21 protein-coding genes are annotated in these 25,551 nt (G+C 71.2%); 6 read left to right on the top strand and 15 right to left on the bottom strand.

Annotation, left to right across the window (positions count from 1 at the left end):
- Positions 1 to 327: 327 nt before the first annotated feature.
- The 5 genes from IEX89_RS04550 to IEX89_RS04530 all read left to right on the top strand — a co-directional run bounded on the left by IEX89_RS04550 (position 328) and on the right by IEX89_RS04530 (position 5,688).
- Positions 328 to 1,722, top strand: coding sequence for an MFS transporter (locus IEX89_RS04550; protein WP_188910019.1), 1,395 nt, complete (start codon positions 328 to 330; stop codon positions 1,720 to 1,722).
- A 112-nt stretch (positions 1,723 to 1,834) separates the two neighbouring features.
- A complete protein-coding gene (locus IEX89_RS04545) occupies positions 1,835 to 2,275 on the top strand; it encodes a VOC family protein (RefSeq protein WP_188910017.1) in 441 nt (146 codons plus the stop codon).
- A gap of 28 nt (positions 2,276 to 2,303) precedes the next feature.
- Complete coding sequence (locus IEX89_RS04540; RefSeq protein WP_188910015.1) at positions 2,304 to 3,218, top strand: PfkB family carbohydrate kinase; 915 nt, start codon at positions 2,304 to 2,306, stop codon at positions 3,216 to 3,218.
- A gap of 120 nt (positions 3,219 to 3,338) precedes the next feature.
- Positions 3,339 to 5,039 carry a methyl-accepting chemotaxis protein gene (locus IEX89_RS04535; RefSeq protein ID WP_188910013.1) on the top strand — a complete coding sequence of 567 codons (1,701 nt, stop codon included), beginning with the start codon at positions 3,339 to 3,341 and terminating at the stop codon, positions 5,037 to 5,039.
- Between the two features lie 97 nt (positions 5,040 to 5,136).
- The gene (locus IEX89_RS04530) at positions 5,137 to 5,688 is read left to right on the top strand and encodes a thioesterase family protein (protein WP_188910011.1); all 552 of its coding nucleotides are present in this window, start codon (positions 5,137 to 5,139) and stop codon (positions 5,686 to 5,688) included.
- Positions 5,689 to 5,695: 7 nt separating this feature from the next.
- Here the strand turns inward: IEX89_RS04530 and IEX89_RS04525 are convergent, their stop codons facing one another.
- From IEX89_RS04525 to IEX89_RS04455, 15 genes are all read right to left on the bottom strand, one after another.
- Positions 5,696 to 6,223 (bottom strand): HPP family protein, encoded by a 528-nt coding sequence (locus tag IEX89_RS04525; RefSeq protein ID WP_210317574.1) that lies wholly within the window; start codon positions 6,221 to 6,223, stop codon positions 5,696 to 5,698.
- 158 nt (positions 6,224 to 6,381) lie between these two features.
- Entirely contained in the window at positions 6,382 to 9,936 is a 3,555-nt protein-coding gene (mfd, locus tag IEX89_RS04520) for a transcription-repair coupling factor (RefSeq protein ID WP_188910009.1), read from the bottom strand.
- 120 nt (positions 9,937 to 10,056) lie between these two features.
- On the bottom strand, positions 10,057 to 10,353 hold the full coding sequence (locus tag IEX89_RS04515) for an FAD assembly factor SdhE (protein ID WP_188910007.1): 297 nt from the start codon (positions 10,351 to 10,353) through the stop codon (positions 10,057 to 10,059).
- Between the two features lie 92 nt (positions 10,354 to 10,445).
- Positions 10,446 to 10,754 (bottom strand): helix-turn-helix transcriptional regulator, encoded by a 309-nt coding sequence (locus IEX89_RS04510; RefSeq protein WP_188910004.1) that lies wholly within the window; start codon positions 10,752 to 10,754, stop codon positions 10,446 to 10,448.
- 11 nt (positions 10,755 to 10,765) lie between these two features.
- Entirely contained in the window at positions 10,766 to 11,101 is a 336-nt protein-coding gene (locus tag IEX89_RS04505) for a killer suppression protein (RefSeq protein ID WP_188910002.1), read from the bottom strand.
- Positions 11,102 to 11,219: 118 nt separating this feature from the next.
- Positions 11,220 to 12,413 carry an efflux RND transporter periplasmic adaptor subunit gene (locus tag IEX89_RS04500; protein WP_244645083.1) on the bottom strand — a complete coding sequence of 398 codons (1,194 nt, stop codon included), beginning with the start codon at positions 12,411 to 12,413 and terminating at the stop codon, positions 11,220 to 11,222.
- A 4-nt stretch (positions 12,414 to 12,417) separates the two neighbouring features.
- On the bottom strand, positions 12,418 to 14,781 hold the full coding sequence (locus tag IEX89_RS04495; RefSeq protein WP_188910001.1) for an ABC transporter permease: 2,364 nt from the start codon (positions 14,779 to 14,781) through the stop codon (positions 12,418 to 12,420).
- Positions 14,782 to 15,007: 226 nt separating this feature from the next.
- Entirely contained in the window at positions 15,008 to 15,730 is a 723-nt protein-coding gene (locus IEX89_RS04490) for an ABC transporter ATP-binding protein (protein ID WP_188909999.1), read from the bottom strand.
- A gap of 279 nt (positions 15,731 to 16,009) precedes the next feature.
- Positions 16,010 to 16,990, bottom strand: a complete 981-nt coding sequence (locus tag IEX89_RS04485; RefSeq protein WP_188909997.1) for a lysylphosphatidylglycerol synthase domain-containing protein — start codon at positions 16,988 to 16,990, stop codon at positions 16,010 to 16,012.
- Positions 16,991 to 17,078: 88 nt separating this feature from the next.
- A complete protein-coding gene (locus IEX89_RS04480) occupies positions 17,079 to 17,969 on the bottom strand; it encodes an alpha/beta hydrolase (protein WP_188909995.1) in 891 nt (296 codons plus the stop codon).
- Between the two features lie 108 nt (positions 17,970 to 18,077).
- Positions 18,078 to 18,872 (bottom strand): CPBP family glutamic-type intramembrane protease, encoded by a 795-nt coding sequence (locus tag IEX89_RS04475; protein WP_188909993.1) that lies wholly within the window; start codon positions 18,870 to 18,872, stop codon positions 18,078 to 18,080.
- 36 nt (positions 18,873 to 18,908) lie between these two features.
- Complete coding sequence (gene recF, locus IEX89_RS04470) at positions 18,909 to 20,054, bottom strand: DNA replication/repair protein RecF (protein WP_188909991.1); 1,146 nt, start codon at positions 20,052 to 20,054, stop codon at positions 18,909 to 18,911.
- 40 nt (positions 20,055 to 20,094) lie between these two features.
- Positions 20,095 to 21,213 carry a DNA polymerase III subunit beta gene (gene dnaN, locus IEX89_RS04465; protein ID WP_188909988.1) on the bottom strand — a complete coding sequence of 373 codons (1,119 nt, stop codon included), beginning with the start codon at positions 21,211 to 21,213 and terminating at the stop codon, positions 20,095 to 20,097.
- Between the two features lie 217 nt (positions 21,214 to 21,430).
- Entirely contained in the window at positions 21,431 to 23,407 is a 1,977-nt protein-coding gene (locus IEX89_RS04460) for a bifunctional 2',3'-cyclic-nucleotide 2'-phosphodiesterase/3'-nucleotidase (protein WP_188909987.1), read from the bottom strand.
- Between the two features lie 137 nt (positions 23,408 to 23,544).
- Positions 23,545 to 24,315 (bottom strand): HpcH/HpaI aldolase family protein, encoded by a 771-nt coding sequence (locus IEX89_RS04455; RefSeq protein WP_188909985.1) that lies wholly within the window; start codon positions 24,313 to 24,315, stop codon positions 23,545 to 23,547.
- Between the two features lie 215 nt (positions 24,316 to 24,530).
- On the opposite strand from IEX89_RS04455, the gene msrP reads away from it, so the two are divergent.
- Entirely contained in the window at positions 24,531 to 25,487 is a 957-nt protein-coding gene (gene msrP, locus IEX89_RS04450; protein ID WP_188909983.1) for a protein-methionine-sulfoxide reductase catalytic subunit MsrP, read from the top strand.
- The last annotated feature ends 64 nt before the right edge of the window (positions 25,488 to 25,551 follow it).

The raw sequence follows: 25,551 nt of genomic DNA, 5'->3' as shown, positions 1-25,551 counted from the left end.
AGCCGGAAATCCGGAAAAACGCTCGACCTGTCAAAGAGCTGCCCGACACCGCTGAAGCCCCGTGAGAGCCCCTCGCCGCGTCGGGAGCCGGGGTATACGAGCCTCACGATTCGCCGTCAACGGCCCCTCCGATCTTTTTTGCAGCGCACCCTGTGGACGGCTGTGGGGAACTCCTCCGCCATCGGCCCCCGCGGGTCGCAAAAAGGCTGCAAAAGGCTGGCGAATGGCCGATGCTGCGCACGAAGACCGCGTCGCGAGCGCGGCGGGCCGCCGCAGCCCCGCCGACATCGCGTCGAACGCCCTCCAGCCGAGAGACCCCGCCCCGGCATGATCGCGACACCGCTACCCGAGACCCGCGCCATCCGCCCCGCCGCCGCGATCGGCACGATCACCATGGCCGCCTTCCTGCTCCAGGGCGCGAACGGGCTGCTCCAGGTCTTCCTGCCGCTGCGCATGAGCGCGGACGGGCTGACCCTCACGCAGATCGGCGCCGTCGCGACGGCGTACGGCGTGGGCTTCGCGCTCGGCTGCATGCTCGCCCCACCGCTCGTGCGCACGGTCGGCCACATCCGCACCTATGCGAGCCTCGCCGCCGTCTCCGCCGCGATCGTGCTCGCCTTCGAGATCGCGCAATCGCCGCTCGCCTGGATCGCCTTGCGCGGCGTCTCGGGGCTCGCGCTCGCGGGCCTGTTCACGGTCATCGACAGCTGGGTGTCGGCGACGGCGAGCGCGGCGAACCGCGGGCGGGTCATCGCGCTCTACCTCATCGCCACGAAGACCGCGCTCGTGCTCTCGCCGCTCGGCATCGGGCTCGGATCCGTGGAGGGCTCGGGGCTGATCATGCTGATGGCGGCGGCCATGAGCCTCTCGCTCATCCCCATCTCGGCGACGCCGACGCGCGAGCCGCGGGCGCCGACCCGGGTGCGCCTCGCCATCCCCGCGCTCTTCCGGCTCGCGCCCTCCGCCGTGCTCGGCGCCTTCGCGGTGGGGCTGATCAACGGCCCGGTGATCGCGGTGACCTCGGTCTACGGCGTCGCCGTGGGGCTCACCGCGTCGGAGGCGGCGCTCCTCGTCCTCGCGATCCAGGCCGGCAGCCTCGTCTTCCAATGGCCGCTGGGCTGGCTGTCGGACCGGGTCGACCGGCGCCGGGTGATCGCGAGCCTGTTCTTCGCCACCGCGCTCGCCTGCGCCGGCATCGTCGCGGCGAGCCTCGTGGCGCTCCCGCCCATGGCGCTGATCGTCGCCTTCGGCCTCTACGGGGGCCTCGCTCTGTGCATCTACGCGGTCTGCGTCGCCCATGCCTGCGATCTCGTCGCGCCGGAGATGATCGTGCCGACGGTCTCGAGCATGCTCGTCGCCTGGGCGATCGGCGCGACGCTGGGGCCCTTGCCGGCGACGGCGCTGATGGACGTCGCCGGGCCCCAGGCGCTCTTCCTCTACGTCGGGGCGATCTGCATCGTGCTGGCCGCCTTCGTGACGGTGCGCATCCGCCTTCGCCCGCGCGAGGCCGCCGGCGCGGGCTTCGTCAACGTGCTCGCCACGAGCGCAGTCTCGGCCGAGCTCACCAAGGCGAAGCGGCCGGAGGGGCGGGACGGGACGGGGGAGGGGCCCGGCACGCGGAACGTCCCGGATACCGCCGCCGAGGCGGTCGCCGATCCCGTCGCCGATCCCGTCGCCGATCCAGTGGCAGAGCCTGTCGTCGAGCCCCGCGACGAGCCCTAAGCGCGGCGAGGCTGAGCGGCGCGCCCCTTCCGGTTTCGTCCGATCGCACGTCTCGCGCGTTTGACACGCACGGCGCGCGCGCCTTTCATCGCCGCGAACGGAGGATGAGTTCATGGAATATCTGCACACGATGGTCCGCGTCGGGAATCTCGACCAGGCGCTCGACTTCTATTGCAACAAGCTCGGCCTCGTGGAGACGCGCCGGATCGACAACGAGAAGGGTCGCTACACGCTCGTCTTCCTCGCCGCCGAGCGCGACATCGGCAACGTCGAGAAGACGCGCGCGCCCCAGGTCGAGCTGACCTACAATTGGGACGAGCACGAGTACCAGGGCGGCAGGAATTTCGGCCATCTCGCCTATCGCGTCGACGACATCTACGCGACCTGCCAGAAGCTGATGGATGCGGGCGTGACCATCAACCGCCCGCCGCGGGACGGCCACATGGCCTTCGTGCGCTCGCCCGACGGCATCTCGATCGAGCTCCTCCAGCGCGGCGAGTCGCTGCCGCCGCAGGAGCCGTGGGCGTCCATGCCCAATACCGGCAGCTGGTGAGGCGGGCGTCCGCCCGAACGTGAGCGCCTTGCGTCCGCGCATCCTCAGCGTCGGCATCGCCACTCTCGACCACGTCTACAAGGTCGCGGAGATGCCGACGCGCGCGGAGAAGTATCGGGCGCAAGGGTTCACCACGACGACCGGCGGCACGGCGGCCAACGCCGCCATCGCCATGACGCGGCTCGGCGCCGACGCGACGCTGTTCGCGCGCCTCGGGGAGGATTGGGCCGGCGCCGAGATCGTCGACCGGCTCACCCGCGAGGGCGTCGATTGCAGCCGCGTGCGGCGTCTCCACGGCTTTCCCTCGCCGATCTCGGCCATCGTCGTCGACGCCATCGGCGAGCGGCTCGTGGTCTCCCACGCCGATCCCGCCATGCCGCGGGAGGCGGACTGGCTCCCCGACGCGCTGCCCGAGGGCACCCGCGCGGTGCTCGGCGACACCCGCTGGCAGGAGGGAACGGCGCATCTCTTCCGCCTCGCGCGCGCGGCCGGGGTGCCGGCCGTGCTCGATGCCGACCGCGACCCGACGCTCGCGCCGGAGGTGCTCTCGCTCGCGACCCACGTCGCCTTCTCGATGCAGGGGCTTCGCGACATCACCGGGCACACGGACGCGCGCGCCGCGCTCGAGGCCTATCGCCCACCGGTGCCCTCCTGGATCGCGGTGACGAACGGCGGGGAGGGGCTGTTCTGGTGGTCGGGCGAGCGGGTGGAGCACATGCGCGCCTTCGACGTGCCGGTCGTCGACACGCTTGCCGCGGGCGACATCTGGCACGGGGCCTTCACCGTGCGCCTGGCGGAGGGCGCGGACGAGGTGGAGGCGGCGCGCTTCGCGTCCGCCGCGGCGGCGATCAAGTGCACCCGTTTCGGCGGGCGCGACGGCGCGCCGACGCGCGAGGAGGTCGAGGCCTTCCTCGCCGCCACCTCCTGGAGCAGCGTCGGGTAGCGCGGGGAGTTCCGAAGAGGAAGTTGCACCTCGGAAGATTGTAACTCTCTCGCTTTCAAGAATTTATTCAATCTTCGACCCCGTCTATATGTCCGTCCGTGACTGTGGGGTCGTATCGAGATGCTATCCAAGCTGAACCTGTCCACGAAGCTCCTCGGCGTCGTCATGCTTTCCGTTGCCGTCACCGCCGGCGCCATGTGGTCCTTCGCCGCCCGGGAGATCTCGCAGCGCCTCGAGGCGAAGCAGTACGAGCAGGCCGCGGGCGACCTGCGCACGCTGGCCCTCGTCTTCGGCGAGCGGGTTCCCGGCGCCTCCGTCGCGCTCTCCGGCGCGGAGGTGGGGCGTGCGGTGGCGCCCGATCTCACGGCCTTCGAGGACCACGCCGTCGTCGACCGCACCGCGCAGATGACCGGCGGCGTCGCCACGGTCTTCGCCCTCGACACGACCGAGAACAACTTCATCCGTCGCTCGACGAACCTGCGCAAGGAGGACGGCGAACGTGCCTTCGGGACCTACCTCACGCCCGACCATCCCGCGCAGGCGATCGTGCGCGGTGGCGGGACCTACACGGGCCCGGCGACGCTGTTCGGGCGCGACTACATGACGATCTACCATCCCACCGTGAACGAGGCGGGGCGGGTCAACGGCATCCTCTTCATCGGCATGCCCAGCGAGAGCTTCGCGGCGATCCAGCGCCAGGCGCTGACGGGCATGCTCGTCGTGGCGGCTTTGATCGCGCTCGTGGTTATGGTCGGCGCGGGCCTCGTCGCGCGCGGCATGTTCCGGCCGCTGGGCGCCATCGCGACGCGGGTCGAGCGCCTCGCCGAGGGCGACACGGATGCGCCCATCGACCATGCCGGTCGCGGGGACGAGATCGGCGCCGTTGCGCGCGCGCTCGTCGTGCTGCGTGATCGCAGCCGCGATGCGGCGGCGCTGGAGACCGAGCGGCGCGGGGCGCTCGAAGCCGACCGTGCCCGGCGCGAGGCGCTGGAGGCGGCGATCGTCGACTTCCGCCGCGGCGCTTCCGAGATCGCGTCGGGCCTGCGCGAGCAGACCGGCGCGCTGCGCACACGCGCCCAGGACATGAGCGCGGTCTCCCGCAGCGCCAGCGGCGCCATCGGCACCGCGGCGACGGGATCGCGCCAGGCGGCGGGGAACGTCGCGACGGTGGCGAGCGCGACGGAGGAGCTCGCGGCCTCGATCTCCGAGATCGGCGGCCAGCTCGACCGGGCCCGCGGGCTCGTCGAGCAGGGGCTCGGCGAGGCGGAGGCGACGGACGGCAACATCGCCGGCCTCGCGGAGGCCGCCCAGCGCATCGGCGACGTGGTCGATCTCATCCGCTCCATCGCCGACCAGACGAACCTGCTCGCGCTCAACGCCACGATCGAGGCGGCACGCGCAGGCGAGGCGGGCAAGGGCTTCGCCGTCGTCGCAGCCGAGGTGAAGGCGCTCGCGACCCAGACCGCCAACGCCACCGAGGAGATCGCCCGCCACATCGTCGGCGTGCAGGGCTCCACCGACGGCGCCGTCTCCGCCATCCGCCAGATCACCGCGCGCATGCGCGAGATCGACGGGGCGACGGCGGCCATCGCCTCCGCCATGAGCGAGCAGGGCGCGGCCACCGCGGAGATCTCGCGCAACGTCCAGGACGCTTCGCGCGGTACGGACGAGATCACCGCGAGCCTCGGCGCCGTGAACCAGGCCGCCGAGCGCTCGAGCGAGACCGCGCAGGCGGTCGAGGAGGCGGCCCAGGCCGTCGCCGCCGCTTCGGCGCGGATGGATGCGGAGGTCGAGCGCTTCCTCGCGCGCGTCGCGGCCTGACGCGCGGTCGATCGGCTGATAGAGACGGGAGCGGGCGCGGCCGCGAGGCTGCGCCCGCTCTTCGTTTTCTCACCACGCTTCCCATAGGCTTCCCGCGATGAATCTCTGGCTGCGCCTCCTCCTCGTCGTCGTCGCCGCGCTACGCGGGCGCCGGCTCCACCCGATCGCGGAGGCGTCGCGGATCGGCTTTCGGGTCATGCCGCACGACCTCGACGTCTCGCTCCACATGAACAACGGGCGCTACTGGACGCTCATGGATCTCGGGCGCGTCGACCTGATGATCCGCACCGGCCTGTGGAAGGCCATCCGCCGGCACGGCTGGGTGCCCATCGTCTCCGCCGGCAAGATCCGCTTCCGGCGCGAGATGCGGGCCTTCCGGCGCTTTCGCCTCGAGACCCGCATCGTCGCCTGGTCGGAGGCCTGGGTCGTCGTCGAGCATCGCGTCGTGACCCGTGGGCGCGACGGCGGGGAGATCCTCTCCGCCATCGCCCTCGTCCGGGCGGGGCTCTACGACCGGCGCGAGAAGGCCTTCGTGCCCGTCTCGCGGCTCTTCGCGGAGGTGGGCGTGCCCGAGACCGCGGCACCCGCGATGACGCCGGAGGTGGCGGCCTTCATCGCGGCGGAGGACGCTCTGCGCGCGGCGGGGTGAGCGAGGCTCAGTCCCGCTTCGTCCAACGGGCCGTGATCACCTCGTTCCAGAGGAAGGCGAAGACCGCGAGCAGGATCGCGCCGGGCACGATCGTGCCGACGAGGAAGCCGATGCCGAGGCTCTCGTTGACGACGAGGAAGGGATTGACGGCCGCCGGCGGGTGCATGGTGCGGGTCGCGAGCATCGCGGTGACCGCGAGGCCGCAGGCGAGGGCGGCTGCCCAGGTGGACGGCCCGAGCAGGTAGAGCACGCCGTAGCCGACGAGGGAGGCGAGGACGTGCCCGCCGATCAGCGCGCGCCGCGTCGACGCCTCGGCATAGGGCAGGCCGATGACGAGCGCGATCGAGGTGACGAAGGGGATCTGCCAATAGGGCGTGCGCGTCGTCAGGGCGGCGAGCTCGAGGATGCCGACCGCGATCGCCGTCGCGATGCCGGCGAGCACGAAGCGAATGGCGAGCGTCGAGGGCTTGCGCACGACGAGGCGCATGCGCTTCCAGAACTCCCCCGGCAGCCGCGGGCGCAAGCCCCCGCTCATGACGGCGCCCTCGCGACGATCCCGCTCGCCGGCATTCCCCTCGACATGATCCCCCTCGGCCGGTTCTCGTCGGTCGAGCGGCCATTGACACCGACGGCAAGCCGCAGGGCAAGCGCGCACGCGCCGTTTCCCGCGTGCGCCGGTACCTCGCCGTAGGGTCACGCGGCGGCCTTGCCCTCGGCGATCTTCACCAGGTTGCGCAGGATCACCGTCGTCGTCTTCAGCCGCCGGTCGACGTCGGCGACGTCGCGGGAGAAGACGATCTTCATGTCCGGGCGCACCTTGGCGGCGGGGCCCTGGTCGGCGACGTAGGCGACGAGCCCTTGCGGGTTGGCGAAGGAATTGTCGCGGAAGGCGACGATGATGCCCTTCGGTCCCGCGTCCACCTTCTCGATGTTGGCGCGCCGGCAGAGCAGCTTGATGCCCATGACCTTGAGGAGCTGGTCCACCTCCGGCGGGCGCTCGCCGAAGCGATCGACCAGCTCCGCCCCGAAGGCCTCGATGTCCTCCTGCGTGTCGAGGGAGGCGAGACGGCGGTAGAGGTTCAGGCGCACCTGCAGGTCGGCGATGTAGCTCTCGGGGATCATCACCGGCGCGCCCAGCGCGATGTTGGGCGACCACTGATCCTCGACGGGCTCGTCGGCGCCCTCCTTGAGCTGGGCGACCGCGTCCTCGAGCATCTGCTGGTAGAGCTCGTAGCCGACCTCCTTGATGTGGCCCGACTGCTCGTCGCCGAGCAGGTTGCCGGCGCCGCGAATGTCGAGATCGTGGGAGGCGAGCTGGAAGCCGGCGCCCAGCGTCTCCAGCGATTGCAGCACCTTGAGGCGACGCTCCGCCTGGACCGTCAGCTGGCGGTTCGCCGGCACGGTGAAGAGCGCGTAGGCGCGCGTCTTCGAGCGGCCGACGCGCCCGCGCAGCTGGTAGAGCTGGGCGAGGCCGAACATGTCGGCGCGGTGTACGATGAGCGTGTTCGCGGTTGGGATGTCGAGCCCCGATTCGACGATCGTGGTCGAGAGCAGAATGTCGAACTTGCCCTCGTAGAAGGCGGTCATCACGTCCTCGAGCTGCGTCGCCGCCATCTGGCCGTGCGCCACCGCGACCTTGGCTTCGGGCATCTCGCGGTCGAGGAACTCCTTCACCTCGGCGATGTCCTCGATGCGCGGCACGACGTAGAAGGACTGCCCGCCGCGATAGCGCTCGCGCAGGAGCGCCTCGCGCACGAGCAGCGGATCGAAGGGCGTGACGAAGGTGCGCACGGCCAGGCGATCGACGGGCGGCGTCGCGATGATGGAGAGCTCGCGCACGCCGGTGAGCGCGAGCTGGAGCGTGCGCGGGATCGGCGTCGCCGAGAGCGTGAGCATGTGCACCTCGGCGCGCAGCTCCTTCAGGCGCTCCTTGTGGGTGACGCCGAAATGCTGCTCCTCGTCGACGATGACGAGGCCGAGATCCTTGAAGGTGATGCTCTTGCCCAAGAGCGCGTGGGTGCCCACCACGATGTCCATCGTGCCGTCGGCGAGGCCCTCCTTGACGCGCTTGATCTCGGCGGACCCGACGAAGCGCGAGGCGTGGCCGACCTGCACGGGCAGGCCCTTGAAGCGTTCGCAGAAGGTCTTGTAGTGCTGGCGCGCGAGAAGCGTCGTGGGTGCCACCACCGCCACCTGCTTGCCGGCCATGGCCGCCGCGAAGGCGGCGCGCAGGGCGACCTCGGTCTTGCCGAAGCCGACGTCGCCGCAGACCAGCCGGTCCATGGGCCGGCCGGACGCCATGTCGGTGAGCACGGCGTCGATGGCGGTGAGCTGGTCCTCGGTCTCCTCGAAGGGGAAGCGCGCGGCGAACTCGTCGTAGAGCCCCTCGGCCGGCGCGAGCTTGGGCGCCTCCTTGAGGATGCGCGCGGCCGCGATCTGGATGAGCTGCCCCGCCATCTCGCGGATGCGCTTCTTCATCTTGGCCTTGCGGGCCTGCCAGGCGCCGCCGCCGAGCTTGTCGAGCTGGACCTCCGTGTCCTCGGACCCGTAGCGGGTCAGGAGCTCGATGTTCTCGACGGGCAGGAACAGACGGTCGCCGCCGTTGTAGTGCAGCTCCAGGCAATCGTGCGGCGCCCCGGCGGCCTCGATCGTCTTGAGGCCCACGAAGCGGCCGATGCCGTGATCGGCATGGACGACGACGTCGCCCATCGTCAGCGCGGAGACCTCCGAGAGCACGTCCTGCGGGCGCTTGGAACGCCGGCGCGGCCGCACCAGCCGGTCGCCCAGGATGTCCTGCTCGCCGATGACGGCGAACGTGTCCGTCTCGAAGCCGGCCTCGATGCCGAGCACCGCGAGCGCGACCTCGTCACGGCCGAGATCGGCGAGCTCGGCGAGACGCCGGATGGGCTTTGTGCGCGCGATGCCGTGGTCGGAGACGACGTGGCCGAGGCGCTCGCGCGAGCCCTCCGACCAGGCGGCGAGGATCACGGCCTTGCCGGCGGACTGGAGCGCCTTGACGTGCTCGGCCGCGGCCTCGAACACGTTGGTGCCCTCCGCCTCGCGCTCGGCGACGAAGGCGCGCCCGCGCCGCGCGCCGCAATCGACGACGAGGCGTCCCTCGCCCGGCGGCAGCGCGAAGGGCGTCACCCGCACCGTCGCCGCGCCCTCGAGCCGCGACGCCCACTCCGCGGGGGAGAGGTAGAGCGCATCCGGCTTCAAGGGATTGTAGGGCGCGATGCCCGGCTGGCGCTCGTCCACCTGCTGGCGGCGGGCGTCGTGATAGTCGCGCACCGTGGAGAGCCGCTCGCCGGCGGCGTCCTCCGCCTGGTGATCGAGGACGACGGGCGCGCCCTCGACGTAGGCGAAGAGCGTGTCGAGGCTCTCGTAGAAGAGCGGCATCCAATGCTCGAGGCCGGCATAGCGCCGGCCCTCCGAGATCGCCTCGTAGAGGAGATCGTCGCGCCCCGGCGCGCCGAAGGTCGCGGCGTAGCCCTGGCGGAAGCGCTTGATGGAGGCGGTGGTGAGCTGCACCTCCGACATGGGCACGAAGTCGAGGCCGCGCAGCGTCGTCGTCGTGCGCTGGCTCTCGGGATCGAAGGCGCGGATCGATTCGAGGCTGTCGCCGAAGAAGTCGAGCCGCACCGGGCTCGCGAGGCCCGGCGCCCAGAGGTCGAGGATGCCGCCGCGCACCGCGTACTCGCCGGTCTCCTGCACGGTGCCGGTGCGCAGGAAGCCGTTGATCTCGAGCCACTGGACGATGGATTCCATGGCGATGACGTTGCCGGGCTGGGCCGAGAACGTGTCCGCCAGGATGCGGGCCTTGGGCACGGTGCGCTGGAGGATCGCGTTCACCGTGGTGGAGAGGATGCGCGGGCGCTCTGGCGAGGACTTGGTGCGGGCCAGCCGCGCCAGCGTCGTCATGCGCTGCGCAGAGACCGCGCCCGCGGGCGAGACGCGGTCGTAGGGCTGGCAGTCCCAGGCGGGGAAGCTCAGCACCTCGAGGCCCGGCGCCACGAAGGCCAGCGCCCGCTCCAGCGCCTGCGCCCGCTGCCCGTCCCGCGCCACGTGGACGAGGATGGCCGAGCGCTCCGCCTTCTCCTTGAGCCCGAGCGCGAGCGCGCCCAGCGCCAGCGCGTCGAACCCGTCCGGCGCGCTCGCGAGCGTCAGGCTCTCGCCGGCGCCGACGAGGTCGACGGCGCGGCGCGGGAGGAGGGAGAGGGACGCGCGGGCGGCGGGCGCTTTGGGCATCGTTCTGGGATCTGGTCTGCGGTCGGGGGTCGTGGCGCAGCGGCGCGCCGCCCGGGGTCGAAACGGAGAGCGCCCGCCCCGGGTTCGGGCGGGCGCTGCGGAGCGTCGACGCGCGCGGCGTCAGACGTGGATCGGCGCGCCGTGGGTGTGGAACGCCTTCACCCGCCGGAACATCGGCGTGTCGTAGTTCTCGGGCACCTCGTCCTCGCCGCTGATCCAGCGGAACAGGTCGCGGTCGGGCACCTCGATCAGCGCCTCGAACTGGTCGAGCTCCGCGTCGGTGAGCGTGCCGATCTCGGCATCGGCGAAGCGGCCCATGATCAGGTCCATCTCGCGGATGCCCCGGTGCCAGGACCGAAACAGGATCTTCTTGCGCCGCGTGTCGAGATCGACGCTCGAGCGGGTGGTTCCGGTCATGGGGGCGCTCCCGGGATGAGGCTTCAGGGTTCCGGGGCGTATATAGCTGGTGGGGCGGGGATTGGAAGGTGGGAGGCGGGGAGGGGGGAGCCTCAGCGGCCTGGTGCGCGATCCGGCACCTCGCTCCACCCGTCGGCGCTATCGGGGGCCGATCGCCGTCGGCGCTCGTCGAGCGCCCCCCAGATCTCCGCGCTCACCCCGGACCCGCTCGCGAGCCTCTGCGCGAGCTCGGCGTCGATCGCGTCGTCTCCCGCGAGGAACGCCTCGATGCGCGCGAGCGGGATGCCGCTGCGATCCGCGAACGCGCGGGGCGTGAGAGCGAGCGCCTCCAGATGCTCGGCCAGGACCTCGCACGGAGTGACGACGTAATCGGGCTCGTAGGCAAAGGTGCTGGTGGGCATGACGGCCGTCCTCAATGATAATCGAGTATATCGGCAACGACGATCGCCGTCACGCGGGTCCTGTCGATGCCGCCGTCGGGAAGGCGCGGTATAGGGTCGTCATCCGGCTCGAAGACGAGGCGGTGGGGATGGACGAGGTCGACTGCGTATTGCTCGTCGCGGTCCGCTCTGAGCTGATGACAGCGCACCGGCGGTGTCGAAGGCACATCGGCGAGGTTCGCAGCCGCAGCGAGGATGGCGAGCCGAGCACGGATCGCCCGCGCGATACGTGGACCGTATCGCCGTTCCAGCAGATCTGCCGAGTTGACGGTATTTGCCAGCTTCCGATGCCTGAAGCGGATCTCCAACGCCAACGTCCTCGAAAATGATCATGCCGCTCATTAGCTCGGACAGGCCGGCCATGCAACCATTCAGCAATTGTTCGAGTAGAAGTAACTCTGGATAGGGTTAGGTTCACCCCCCAGCTCACCCCTCCCTTCCCACCACCTCCGCCCCCGCCTCGATCCGATCGCTCGCATGCAGGATCACCGTCTCGCCCTCCTCCAGGCCCGAGAGCACTTGCGCCGTGCGCATGGTGCGCTCGCCCAGCGTCACCAAGCGGACCTGCGCGGTGCCGTCCTCCACCACGAAGACGGCCCAGTCGCCGCCTTCGCGGAAGAGGGCGCCGAGCGGGACCTGGACGACGTCGTCCTCCTCCCAGACGACGATGCGGGCGACGACGCGGTAGCGGTGGCCGAGCTTGCCCTGCGCGGCCGCGGGGTCGAGGAGGGCGAGGATCACGCGCACGCGCTGCTCCTCGATGCCGAGCGCCGAGACCTCGGTGAAGGCGGTGGGCTCCACGCGCACGACGCGGGCGGCGAGCGGCGCGTCGCCGCCCCAATCGTCGATGAGCGCGCCATCGCCCGGCTCGACGCGCACCGCGTCGCGGGAGAGGAGGTCGACGACGATCTCGAGCCTGTCGGGATCGCCCACCTCGACGAGGGGCGCGCCCGCCTGGACCACCTGCTCGCTCTCGACGACGACGTCGAGCACCTGCCCGTCGACGGGCGAGCGCACCTGGACGCAGCAGGTAGGGGAGGGGCCCGCCTCGCTCCCGGGCTGGATCAGGTTCGCGCGCGCGCTCTCGAGCTCGCGCACGCGCACGTCCCGCGTCGCCTCCGCGGATGCGAGCGCGCTCTCCGCCGTGCGAACCGTGAGCCGCGCGCGGTCGAGGTCGCGGGTGGAGATGGTCTCGCGGCGCGCGAGCTCCTGCGCGCGCGCGAGATCGCTCTGCGCGAATTCGAGCTCCGCCGCCGCCTGGCTCACCTGCGCCTCCGCGAGCGCCACGGCCGAGGCCGCGGCCTCGACGGCGGCCTCGGCGACGCGCTGTGAGCGGATGTCGAGGAAGCCCGGCGCCATGGGCTCGATCACGGCGAGGATCGTCTCGCCGGCGACGACGACGTCCCCCACGTGGCGAGGCGAGCGCTGGAGCGTGCCGCCCATGGGGGCGGAGACCGTGTAGACCTCCTCGATGCGCGTCATGCCCTCGTCCTCGACGGTGACGGCGAGCGGGCCCGCCGCGATCGTGGCGAGATCGGCCGGGATCGGCTGCGGTCGCAGCGCCCAGAACGCGGCGGCGGCGACGGCGAGGACGAGGATCGCGAGGATCACGCGCTTCATCGGATCATTCCCGGGTCTTGAGCACGGCGATGAGGTCGAGCCGATCGATGCGCCGGCGCACGATCAGCCCGGAGACGAGGGCGGCGCCCACCACGACGAGGCTCGCCCAGGCGTAGACGTCGCGGTTCACGACGAGGGGGACGCGGTAGAGCTCGCTCTCGAACCCCGCCGCCATCGCCATCGCGAAGCCGTAGCCGACGAGCCAGCCCACGGGCTGGGCGAGGAGGACGAGGATCGCGAGCTCCGAGAGCAGGATCCAGGAGATCTCGGCGTTGGTGAAGCCGAGCACGCGCAGCGAGGCGAGCTCGCGGCCCTGCTCGGAGAGCGAGATGCGCGCAAAATTGTAGACGACGCCGAAGGCGATGATGGCGGCGAGCGTCGCGTAGATCGACACCATCATCAGCAGGTTCTGCGCCAGCGTCTCGCGGAACTTGGCGAGCGACACGCGCTGGAGCGCGACGAAGCTCGCGGCGGGGATCGCTTTCAGCTCCGCGAACAGGTCGTCCCGCGCGGTCTCGTCGAGGGCGAGATGCACGCCCGAGACGAGCGCGCCCTCGCGCATCAGCCGGTTGACCGTGCCGATGTCGGCATAGGCCATGAGCCCCAGATAGCCCTCGACCACCATGGCGACGGGCAACGTCACGGTGCGGCGGTCGCCCGCCATCAGCTCGACCTCGATCAGGTCCCCGGTCTCCACGCGCAGGATGTCGGCGAGCTGGTCGGAGAGCGCGAGGCCGCTCTCGGGCAGGCGCACGGGAGCGAGGTCGGAGTCGAGCACGCGGGAGAGGTCCGCACCCTCCGGCTTGCCGGTGATGGCGACACGCCGCTCGATCGTCCCGCTCCGCAGCTTCGCGGGCACCGAGCGGTAGGGCTCCGCCGCCATGACGCCGGGTAGCCGCGCGATCTCGTAGAGGGCGGAGGCCTCCCGCTCGCCGACGAAGGTGATGGTGGCGTCCTGCCGGTCGGCGCGGTGGAAGGTGACGTCGATCATGAACTCGATCGACCCGTAGGACCAGAACGAACCGACCAGGATCGCGGTCGCGAGCGCGATGCCGACGAGGCCGCCGAGCGAGCGACCGGGATAGCGCACGAGGTGGCGCATCGTCATCACCCCGGCCTGCGGCATGCGCAGGGCGGCGTGGAGCCGGTCGAGGAGCGTGCGCCGGTAGCGCGCCGGCGCGGGCGGCGTCATCGCTACCGCCGGCGCGAGCCGCACGACGCCCGCCACCGCCTTCAGCGCGCCGACGATCGCGGCGAGGAGCGTGACGCCCACGGCGACGAGGTAGGTCGCCGGATCCATGCGGAAGATCAGGAAGGGGAAGTGGAAGAAGTCGCCGTACATCCGCGTCAGCTGCGTGCCGAGCCAGGTGCCCGCGCCCGACCCGATGACGGCCCCGATGAGGGCGATGGCGGCGACGAATTTCAGGTAGTGCAGCCCCACCGCGAAATTGGAATAGCCGAGCGCCTTCATGAGCCCGATCTGCTCGCGCTCGAGGGTGATGAGGCGCGCCAGCGTCATGTTCACGAGGAAGGCCGCCACGACGAGGAAGATCGGCGGCAGGATGCGGCTCATGGCTTCGAGCTGCGTCAGCTCCGCGTCGAGGAAGGCGTGGGAGAGCTGGTCCTTGCGCCCGTGCGCGCCCTCGCCGCCATAGGGCGCGAGAATGCGGTCGATCTCCTCGATGACGGCGCTCTCGGAGGCGCCGCGCAGGAGGCGCACGCGCAGGTCCGAGAAGGCGCCCTCCAGGTCGTAGGCGGCGGCGAGCGCGGAGCGCGACATCCACACGACGCCGAAACGGCGATCGTCGGGCATCAGGTCCCAGGGGCCGAGCGCGTAGACGAATTCCGGCGAGAGCGCGGTGCCGACGATGGTCAGCTCGCGCTTCACGCCGTTCAGGATGGCGGCGAAGGTCGAGCCGATCTCGTAGCCGTGGGCCTGCGCGAACGGCTCGGAGACGACGACCTCGCGGGTCGCGCCGGGAAGCGGCGTGCGTCCCGAGCGCAGCGTGATCAGGTCGAGCGCCTGCTCCCCCCAATCGGGCAGCGAGACGAAGATGGCGGAGGCGGGCTCGGGGATGTCAGGCAGATCGAGGAGCGCGATCTTGGCCGTCCGCGTCTCCACCGCGCCGACGCCGTCGATCTCGGCGATGCGCGACGCGATCCGCTCGGGCGCGCGGGTGACGCCGGCGAAGACGTCGGAGAAGCGGTTTCGCTCGTAATAGGCCGCGCGCGTCTCGGAGAGCGAGTCGTGGGCGCCCACACCGAGGATCAACGTCGCGACGCCCGCCGCCATGACCAGCGCGATGGCGAGCGCCTGCGGCCACAGCCGCACGAGATCGCGCAGGAGCTTGCGATCGAGCGCACTCATCGGCGACGCCCCCCGCGACCCTCTCCTTCCCAGTAGGGGAAGGTGGCTCGGCGCAGCCGAGACGGATGGGGCGCGCAGCGTTCGGCTAAGCCGAAACGAACGTGCGATCGCGGACACCGGGGCTTCCGCTTCGCGGAACACGCCTTTCGGCGTGCCCCATCCGTCACGTCGCTTCGCGGCGTGCCACCTTCCCCTACAGGGAAGGAGGGAGATGCGGCGATCCCGCTCACCACGTGATCTCCTCGGGGCGCAGGCGGGCGGTGTTGGTCTCGACCGCCTGGATACGCCCGTCGGCGAAGCGCACGACGCGGTGGGCGATCGCCGCGATGCCGGCATTGTGGGTGATGACGAGGGTCGTCGCGCCGAAGGTCTCGTTCACGCGCATGAGGGCGTCGAGCACCTTCACGCCCGTGCGCGAATCGAGCGCGCCGGTGGGCTCGTCGCACAGCAGCACCTCGGGGCGCTTGGCGATGGCGCGGGCGATGGCGACGCGCTGCTGCTCGCCCCCGGAGAGCTGGGCGGGGAAATGGTCGAGCCGGTCGCCGAGCCCGACGACGTCGAGCGCCTCCTCGGCGCTCATCGGGTTTCGCGCGATCTCGGTGACGAGGCGCACGTTCTCGCGCGCCGTGAGGCTCGGCACGAGATTGTAGAACTGGAAGACGAAGCCGACATGGTCGCGGCGATAGGCCGTGAGCGCGCCGTCGCTGGCGTGGGCGAGGTCGTGGTCCTGGAACCAGGCCTCGCCCGTGGTCGGCCGGTCGAGCCCGCCGATGATGTTGAGGAAGGTCGACTTGCCCGAGCCCGACGGCCCGAGCAGCACGACGAACTCGCCCGCGCGCGCCTCGAAGTCCACGCCGCGCAAAGCGTTCACCTCGACGTCGCCGGTGCGGTACACCTTGGCGAGGCCGTGCGTGCGGAAGACAAGCCGTGTAGTGCTCTCGACGTTCATGAATGGCGAGAAATACCGATTTACGAGCACTCGCCATGACCTTGATCAATGATAGAGCTCGTTTTTCGGTCCAAAACGGCAAAATCACAGTTTCGCCGTTTTCGCGCCCAGTGGCCGCCCCGATGGGCTGCGATCAATGATCATGCCTCGCTGGTTCGCGGCTTCGGTTTGCCGGACACGTCAGCCCCCCAGCCCCCCGGTTTATCGGGGTCGTGAACGCAAACAGTCAGAGGCGGGCCGTCCTTCGGGACGGCCCAATTTTTTTGCTCCCCCGCTTTCTCAGCGTTTCTTGATCCGCCGCGTGCGCTCCTTGAGCGCCTGCGCGAGCTTGCGTCGCTCGAAGATCGCGACGACCACGAGGGAGAAGGCGAAGGGGATGAGCAGGTAGAGCACGCGGAACAGGACGAGAGCCGCGAGGAGCTCCGCGTCCGGGATGTCCGGCATCGCCGCCACGAAGACGAGCTCGAACACGCCGAGCCCGCCGGGCGCATGAGAGATCAAGGCCGCCGAGAACGAGGCGAGGAACACGGCGAGGACGACGAAATAGCCCGGGTTCTGGTCCCACGGCAGCAGGAAGTAGACGATCGCTGCCGTGAACAGCAGATCGAGCGTCGAGGCCGCGAGCTGGCGCAGCGTCACCGCCGGGCGCGGATAGTCGAGCCGGAAGGCGCGGATGCGCAGGGGCGGCAGGCCCATGAGCGAGCCAACCAGGTAGAGCGCGACGAGGCAGAGCAGCAGCGCGCCCACCCCGCGCGCCAGCGCCTCGATCTCCATGAAGCCCGGCAGGAGGCCCGTGAGCCGCGCCAGCACGTAGGGCTCGAAGACGAGGACGAGCCCCGCCAGCAGCACGACGCCCAGCACGAAGGTGAAGGAGCACAGCCCCACCAGGATCGCGATCTGGCTCGTCGAGAGCCCGCGCGAGGAATAGGCGCGGTAGCGCACCATGGCGCCGGAGAGCACGGAGGCGCCGATATTGTGCGAGAGCGCGTAGGTGGTGAAGGAGGCGAGCGTGATGAACGTCCAGGAGATGTGCGTCACGCCCAGATGCAGGAGCGCGATCCGGTCGTACCACGCGAGCATGGCGTAGCCCGCGACCGTCGCCGCCGCGGCGGCGGCGAGCTGCCAGGGGCCGATGGCCGCCATGGCGTCGAGCACGTCCTCGGCGGAGATGGCGCGCAATTCCTCGGCGAGCAGCCAGAACGAGAACGCCACCGCCAGGAGGCCGACGACCGGCCAGATGTAGTCGAGCGCGCGTCTCATGCGGAAATCCGGCCCGGCCAGCGCCGGCTTCCACGGACGTAAACGAGATTCGCGAGCCCGCAAAGCGGTTTGCGCGCGGGCGCGCGGGTCAGAGCCCCTCCGCGTCGAGCCAGGCGAGGATCTTGCGCCCGAGCGTCTCCGCGCTGACGTCGAGCATGGGGAAGTGCCCGGAGGGGTCGAGCGTCTCGTGGCGCGCGGCGTGGTAGAAAGCCGTGCGCAGGGTGCACGAGCGCCACACCAGCCTGTCCTGCGCCGAGCCGACGACGAGCGTCGGCAGGCGCGTGAGGAAGGCCGAGAGGATCGGCCCCGGCACGTTGGCCTGGGCGAGCGCGCGGGGCGCCTCGGGCACCATCATCGCCGCGTAGCGGCGCGCGCGGGCGGGGGCGAGCCCGTCCGAGAAGAGCTGCGTGCGCGCGCCGTTGGTCATGGCCGCCGCCGCGGACGCCGCCTCCGGTACCGCCGCGCCGAGGAAGGCGTCGAGCCAGACGACGGGCTCCGTCATCGCCGTGCGCAGGTTGACCGTGGCGAGGCCCTCTGGCGGCAACGAAGAGACGAGGACGAGCCCGCGCATCTGCGCGCGGCCGATCAGCTTCTGCGCGAGGAGCCCGCCGAGCGAATGCCCCACGACGACCGGCGCCTGCGGCAGGCGCTCCAGCGCGAAGCGCACGTCGTCGACGTAGTCGTCCAGCGTGATGTCGCGCAGGCTCTCGCGCCCCTCCGAGCCGCCGTGGGCGCGTAGCGAGACGGCGAGCGAGGCGCGCCCGCGCCGGGCGAGATAGGGCCCCAGATGCTCCGCCCACATCCACGCGCCGCCGAAGGCGCCGTGGATCAGGAGGAGCGGCGCGCCGGTACGCGCGCCGTCGGGCAGCGTCTCGACGAGCTCCAGCGCCGGGGCGTTCGCCCGCGCGACGCGGCGCGTCTGCACGGTGTAGCCGCCCCGCGGGGCGCCCGTATCGGTGGGTGAGGTCTGGCTCGGCATGGCGCGTCGGCTCCCCGCGGGCGCTGGGCGATGCTGCACTGCGAGGCTGATAGCGCGCCGCGCGCGGGCTGTCATCAGGAGGTTTCATGGCGCGCGCCGACGAGTGCCTCACGCGAGCCCCGCGACGGACGCCATCAGCGGCCCCGCGAGCCAGAACACGCCGTGGGTGAAGGCGTGGGCGAGGATCGCGTGCTCGAGCGCGTAGCGCCAATAGAGCCAACCGTAGAGCGTGCCGAGGATGGCGTTGATGGCGATGGTGCGGATCACGAGGACGAGGTTCGGCTCGACGCTGGCGGAGAGCGCCGGCAGGTGGCCGGCCCCGAACAGGATCGCGACGAGCACGATGACGCCCCACATCGCGCCGGCGTGCCTGCCATCGGTGCTGCGCCCTCCGGCGCGCCCGCGCATCAGCGCCAGCACGGCCCAGGCGAGGCCGGTCATCAGGCCGTAGCGCAGCATCAGCTCCTCGGTGATGCCGCCGTAGAGCAGCGCGGAGAGCCGCGGGATCAGCGCGAGATCGGGCCCCGGCAGGCCGACGAAGGCGTCCGGCGCGAGCAGGCGGAAGGCGAGATCGAGGAGGAGCGCGACGAGGGCGAGCGCCGTCGTCAGCGCGAGCGTCCCGACGATGGAGGGAAACGAGACGAGCGGCAGCGGATCGCCGCGCAGCCGTGCAGTCAGCCAGGAGCGCAGCCCTGCCCGCTCCGAGAGCGCCACGCCCACCGCCACCGCGACGGCGAGGAGCACCGCCGGCTGCACGATCAGGAGCGCGCGCAGGAGCCCGTCCGACATCTGCGGAGCGCCCTCCACCGCCCGCAGCGCGTCGAGCCCGATCCGCGTCGCCATCACGGCGATGCCGACGAAGCCGAGGGCGAACCAGGCGAGGAAAGGCAAGGCGAAACGCATGGAGGACGACCGTGGGGCGGGAGGAGGGGAGGGCGTTCAGGCACCGAGCGGGGTCGCCCGGCCCTCACCAACGGCGACGATGTCCGCTCGGTTCGCGAGCTCCGCGAACAGCGCGCGGTCGGCGCCGGTGAGCCAGATCTGGCCGCCGAGCCGGAACAGCTCCTCGTAGAGCGCCGCGCGCCGGCGTGGATCGAGATGGGCCGCGACCTCGTCGAGGAGGACGAGGGGGGCGAGGCCTGTCATGGTCGTGGTTAGCCGCGCATGGGCCAGGACGAGGCCGACGAGGAGCGCCTTCTGCTCGCCCGTCGAGGCGAGATGGGCGGGGATGTTCTTCGGACCGTGACGCACCGCGAGATCGCTCGCCTGCGGCCCGACGAGGGTTCGCCCCGCGGCGCGATCGCGGGCGCGGCCTTCGCGCAGGAGCGCGCGGTAGCGGTCCTCGGCGTCGATGGCGGGGAGGCTCGCCACGAGGTCGTCGATCTCGCCCTCGAGCCCCAGCCGCGCGAAGGGGAAGGGCGAGGCGGGGTCGTGCGTCTCGGCGACGAGCCCGTCGAGGCGCGCCACCGTCTCCCGGCGCGCGGCGGCCACGGCGATGCCGAGCTCCGCCGCCTCGCGCTCCACGGCGTCGAGCCAGCGCGGCTCGCCGTTCTCCTCGAGCAACCGGTTGCGGTTGCGCAGCGCCCGCTCCAGCGCCGAGACCCGCGCGCCGTGCTCGGAATCGACGGCGAGGACGAGCCTGTCGAGGAAGCGGCGGCGGTCGCCCGCCGGGCCGCGGAAGAGCGCGTCGAGATCGGGGGTCAGCCAGACGAGGCGCAGGTATTCGCCGAAGGCGGCGGGCGAGGGGGCCGGCGCGCCGTCGATGCGGCACACCCGCGAGCGTCCCTCGCCGGCGAGCGTCGTCGCCGTGCCCAGGCGATGCTCGCCATAGGCGCCGTCCAGCGTGAGGGAGACGGTGAAGCCGCTCGTACCCTGGCGCGCCATGGCGGCGAAATCCGCCCGGCGCAGGCCGCGGCCGGGTGCGAACAGCGAGATCGCCTCGATGATGTTGGTCTTGCCGGCGCCGTTCTCGCCCACGAGCGCCACGACGCCCGCGCGCGGCGCGAGGTCGAGCGTCGCGTAGGAGCGGAAATCCTGCAGGAGGAGCCGCGTGACCCGCGGGCCGGCCCCCGTCTCGTCGCTCATGCTCGCATCCGGCCGGCCTAGATGCCGGCGTAGCCGGTCCTCACACGCGCATCGGCATGAGGACGTAGAGGGCGGGTGCGCCCTCCTTGTCCTGGATCAGGGTCGGCGAGCCAGGATCGGCGAGCTTGAAGAGGGCGGTGTCGCCGTCGAGCTGGCTCGTGATGTCCAGGAGGTAGCGGGCGTTGAAGCCGATGTCGAGCGGGCTCGCCTCGTACTCGACCTCGATCTCCTCCGTGGCCGAGCCGGAATCCGGGTTGTTCACCGACAGCGTCACGCGTCCGTCGCCGATGGCGAGCTTCACCGCCCGCCCGCGCTCCGAGGAGATGGTCGAGACGCGGTCCACCGCCTTGGCGAAGAGGTCGCGATCGACGACGAGGGACTTGTCGTTGCCCGCGGGGATGACGCGCTGGTAGTCCGGAAAGGTGCCGTCGATGAGCTTCGAGGTGAGGATCACGCTGTCGAAGCTCACGCGGATCTTGGCCGGGGAGAGCTCGACGCGGATGAGCTCCCCGCCCTCCTCGACGAGCTTGAGGATCTCGGCGACGGCCTTGCGCGGCACGATGATGCCGGGCATGCCTGCCGCGCCCTCGGGCGCCGGCATCTGCGCGCGCGCGAGGCGATGGCCGTCGGTGGCCACCGCGCGCAGCACGGTCTCGCCCTCGCTCTCGATCGTGTGGAAGTAGATGCCGTTGAGGTAGTAGCGCGTCTCCTCTGTGGAGATCGCGAATTGCGTCTTCTCGATGAGCTTGTGCAGATCGCCCGGCTTCACGGCGAAGGAGACGCTCATCTCGCCGGCGGCGAGGTCCGGGAAGTCGGTCTCCGGCAGCGTCTGCAGCGTGAACTTGGAGCGCCCGGAGCGCAGCACCATCTGGCCGGCCTCGCCGGTCGCCTCGAGCGAGATCTGCGCGCCGTCGGGCAGCTTGCGGACGATGTCGTAGATGACGTGGGCGGGGATCGTGGTCGAGCCGGGCTGGACGACGTCGGCCTTGATGGTCTCCGTCACCTCCATGTCGAGGTCCGTCGCCTTGAGGCCGAGCCCCTCCGCGTCCACGCGCACGAGCACGTTCGAGAGGATCGGGATCGTCGAGCGTCGCTCGACGACGCGGTGGACGTGACCCAGCGCCTTCAGGAGAGAGGCGCGCTCGACGGTGACCTTCATGGCGAAACCCGATTTTCGGCAATGGCGCCCGCGGCGCTACCAGAGCGTCGCGGGCGCAGTCGACAGGGAGCGCAGATTGGCGAAGCCGCACCGGGAACGCAAGGGCGACGATGCGGCGATGCACAGAAGGCGGACCGGAGGGGGCGAGCGGCCGGCGCTTCTCGCCCCCACCCGTCTCGCTGCGCTCGCCGACCTCCCCGCGGGGCGGTGCCGGGCCTCACAGCGTGATGCGGAAACGCGCGAAGCCGTTCTCGCCGTCGCCGGCGGGCTCGATGGCGACGCCCGTGACCTCGGCCACGAGGTCGCGCGCCTTCGGGCCGGTGTCGAACAGGACGGTCGCGCCCGGGACCGGGGCGAAGCGCCAGTTCGCGTCCGCCCGCGGGTCGATCGTGCCCTGCTCGACGATGTAGCGCACGAGGACGTCGCGGTTCGTGTCGGGCCCGACGAAGACGACCTTGTCCTCGGTCACGCCGGGGAAGTTGCCGCCGCCTCCCGCGCGGTAATTGTTCGTCGCCACGACGAAGCGCTCGGCCGGGTCGACGGGCCTGCCCTCGAAGGCGAGGTTCACGATGCGCGCGGCGTCCGGGTTCACCACCTCGCCCTTCGCGTCGTACTTCGCGGGCTCAGTCAGGTCGATCTCGTAGGTCACCCCGTCGATGACGTCGAAATTGTAGCTCGGGAAGTCGGGGTTGATCAGCACCTGGTCGGCCTCGCCGGGCGCGACCTGGTTGAACATGCCCGCCGACATCTCGAGCCACTCCTTCACCGTCGCGCCCTCGACGACGATGGCGCGCACGGTGTTCGGATAGAGGTAGAGGTCGGCCACGTTCTTGATGGCGACGGGGCCCACGGGGACGTCCGTGTAGTATTCCGGCCCCCCGCGGCCGCCCGCCTTGAAGGGCGCCGCCGCGGAGAGGATGGGCAGGCCCTCCCACTCGGTGCCCTGCATCATCTGCGCGATGTACCAGGTCTGCGCCTGGCTCACGACCTGCACCGACGGATCGTCGGCGACCAGCGCGAAATAGGAGTGGAGCGGCGCCGCCGTCTCGCCGACGGGGCGGCGGACATAGGCGAGCGTCGCCTCGTGCTCCGCCTGCGCGGCCGCGAGCACGTCCGCCTCGTCCGAGACCAGCGCGGTGATCGAGCGGTCCTCGTTGCGCTTGGAGATCGGGCGCGCCTCGGAGGTCGAGGCGGCGATGCGCCAGCCGTCCGCGGTGCGCTCCAGCATCAGGTCGAGGACGCCCAGATGCGAGCCCCAGAAGCCGCCCATGGCCGCGGGCTTGCCGCGCAGCGTCCCCGCGCCGGCATCCACCCCGGCCATGTCGACGAAGCTCTCGCCCGGAAAGACGAGATGCTGGTGGCCCAGCACGAGCGCGTCGATCCCCTCGATCCCGGCCAGCAGCAGCGCCGCGTTCTCCGCGCCGTCCCCGGCGGAGGGGTCGATGCCCGAATGCGAGAGGGCGATGACGATCTGCGCGCCCTCCTCGCGCATCTGCGGGACGTAGGCGCGCGCCGCCTGGACGATGTCGCGCGCGGCGACGTTGCCCTCGAGATGGCGCTTGTCCCAGTTCATGATCTGGGGCGGCACGAAGCCGATGAGGCCGATCTTGATCGGATGAGCGACGCCCGCGCCGTCCGTCACCGTGCGATCGAGGATCACGTACGGCTTCACGAACGTGCGGTCCGCGCGCGGGTCGCTCGCGAGCGCGCCCGAGGCGACGTTGGCGCACACGACGGGGAAGTTCGCGCCGGCGAGCGTGCTCTCCAGGAAGGAGAGGCCGTAGTTGAACTCGTGGTTGCCGAGCGTGCCGGCGTCGTAGCCGAGCACGTTCATGGCCGCGACGATCGGGTGCGTGTCACCCGCCTTCATGCCGCGCTCGTAGGCGATGTAGTCGCCCATCGGGTTGCCCTGCAGGAAGTCGCCGTTGTCGACGAGGATCGCGTTCGTCGCCTCGGCGCGGATCGCGCGGAAATGGGCCGCGGTGCGCGAGAGGCCGAGCGTGTCGACCGGCTTGTCGGCATAGTAATCGTAAGGAAAGACGTGGACGTGGAGGTCCGTCGTCTCCATCACGCGCAGATGCGCCGTGTTCGCCTGCGCGCGCAGGGAGAACGGATGCATCGTCGCGAGCGCACCGGTCGTCGCGGCGGCGCCCGCCAGGAAGGAGCGGCGGGTGAGGAGGGGCGTGCGGGTCATGAGCTTCGTCTCCGGAGCCGCGTCGTTCGTCCGCGCGGCCTGTCGCGCGAGCGTTGCGCCGGAATCGTGACGGATGGAAGACCGGTCCGAGAAGAAATCCACAGACCCGCAGCGCGTGACCCGCCTCGCCGGACCCGTCAGCCCGCGAGCCCGCCCAGCAGCGCCCGCGCGCCTGCACGCATGAAGTTCGCATCGGAGCTCGCGGCCACGAAATCGAAGCCCTTGGACTTGAACAGCGCCGCGCGCTCCGGGATGTGCGCGTAGACGCCGATGCGCTTGCCGGCGGCGCGGGTGCGCGCCAGCGCATGGTCGAGCGCCTCGTCGACCTCCGGCGCGGCCGGGTTCACGCCCGCCCCGCCCGAGAGCGTGATCGAGAGGTCGGCGGGGCCGATGAAGATGCCGTCGAGCCCGTCGACCGCGAGGATCTCGTCGACGATGTCGAGGGCGGCGCGGGTCTCCACCATGGCCAGCACCATGACGGCGTCGTTGGCGCGCTGGAAGTACTGCGGCGGCTGCAGGCCGTTGAGCGCGAGCGCGCCGGCGGGACCCCAGGAACGCTCGCCCACCGGCGGGAACTTGGTGTAGGCGACGAGCGCGCGCGCGTCCGCGACGCTGTTGATCATCGGCGCGATGATGCCCGCAGCTCCTGCGTCGAGCACCCGCGAGGCGGTGGCGAAGGCGCCCACCGGCACGCGCACCACCGTCGGCTTGCCGTGCGCGGCGACGAGCGGGATCGCCTGCAGCACCTCGCGGAAGTCGATGGCGCCGTGCTGCATGTCGAGCGTCACCGCGTCGAACGCCTCCGCCGCGAGCAGCCCCGCGGTCTCGGGCGTGGGCATGCCGCACCAGGCGGAGACGAGGGGCCGGTTCTCGGCGAGACGCTCGGCGAGGCGGAAGGTTGCGGACATGGTGGGCTCTGCTCCTGCGGCGACGGGTCGCGAAACGTAGCGCGTCCTCACCGCGAAGAGGAAGCGCAAAGGTGCGCGAGGCGGGTTGGCGCCCAGCCGCAGGCGCCGTCTTCGGGCGCCGCCTCTCGCGAAGGTTTGACTTCGCCCGCGAAGGTTTGACTTGCGACGCCCGCGTTCCAGGTCGACCCTCACGCACAGTCATGAGGAGTGCATCCATGTTGATCAAGCGACCCCGCGGCTGGGAGCTGCCCGAGAGCGCCGCCACCCCCGAGAGCGTCTGGCTGAGCCGGCGCAGCCTGATGGCCGGCGGTGCCGGCATGATCGGCGCTGCCGCGCTGCCGCGATTGGCGCAGGCCCAAGAGAGCGACCCGACGGCGGATCTCTACCCCGCGCCGCAAGACCCGCGCTTCACCCTCGACCGGCCGGTGACGGAGGAGGCGGTGGCCTCCAACTACAACAACTTCTACGAGTTCGGCTCTTCCAAGCGTGTCGCCGCCGCCGCGCAGCGGCTCGAGACGCGGCCGTGGTCGATCGTCGTCGACGGCATGGTGGAGGAGGAGCGCACGATCGACATCGACGAGCTCGTGCGCGCCATGACGCTTGAGGAGCGGCTCTACCGCCTGCGCTGCGTCGAGGCCTGGGCCATGGCGGTGCCGTGGACGGGCTTCCCGCTGGCCGATCTCGTTGAAATGGCCCGCCCGCTCTCCTCGGCGCGCTACCTGCGCTTCGAGACCTTCATGAACCCGGACGTCGCCTCGGGCCAGCGCCAGAGCTGGTATCCGTGGCCCTACGTCGAGGGCGTAACGATGGAGGAGGCGACGAACGAGCTCGCCTTCCTCGTCACCGGCATCTACGGCAAGCCGCTCGACGAGCAGTTCGGCGCGCCGATCCGCCTCGCGCTGCCGTGGAAGTACGGCTTCAAGTCGATCAAGTCGATCGTGCGCGTCACCTTCACGGACGAGCGCCCGGTCTCCTTCTGGGAGGAGCTCGCCGCGCAGGAATACGGCTTCTGGGCCAACGTGAACCCGGAAGTGCCCCATCCGCGCTGGAGCCAGGCGACGGAGCGCATGCTCGGCACCGACGAGGAGCGCCCAACGGTCATCTACAACGGCTACGGCGAGTGGGTGGCCTCGCTCTACGAGGGCATGGAGGGCGAGCGGCTCTTCATGTGAGTCGCGGCCCGCGCACCGGGCCGCGTCCGCGCCGGCGCAAAAAAAGGGCCGCTTCCGACTTGCG

Origin of the sequence: Salinarimonas ramus (genome assembly GCF_014645695.1) — a bacterium.
Lineage (GTDB): Bacteria > Pseudomonadota > Alphaproteobacteria > Rhizobiales > Beijerinckiaceae > Salinarimonas > Salinarimonas ramus.
The sequence above is the reverse complement of the archived record's forward strand: the minus strand, read 5'-3'. Positions and strand labels throughout refer to the sequence as shown.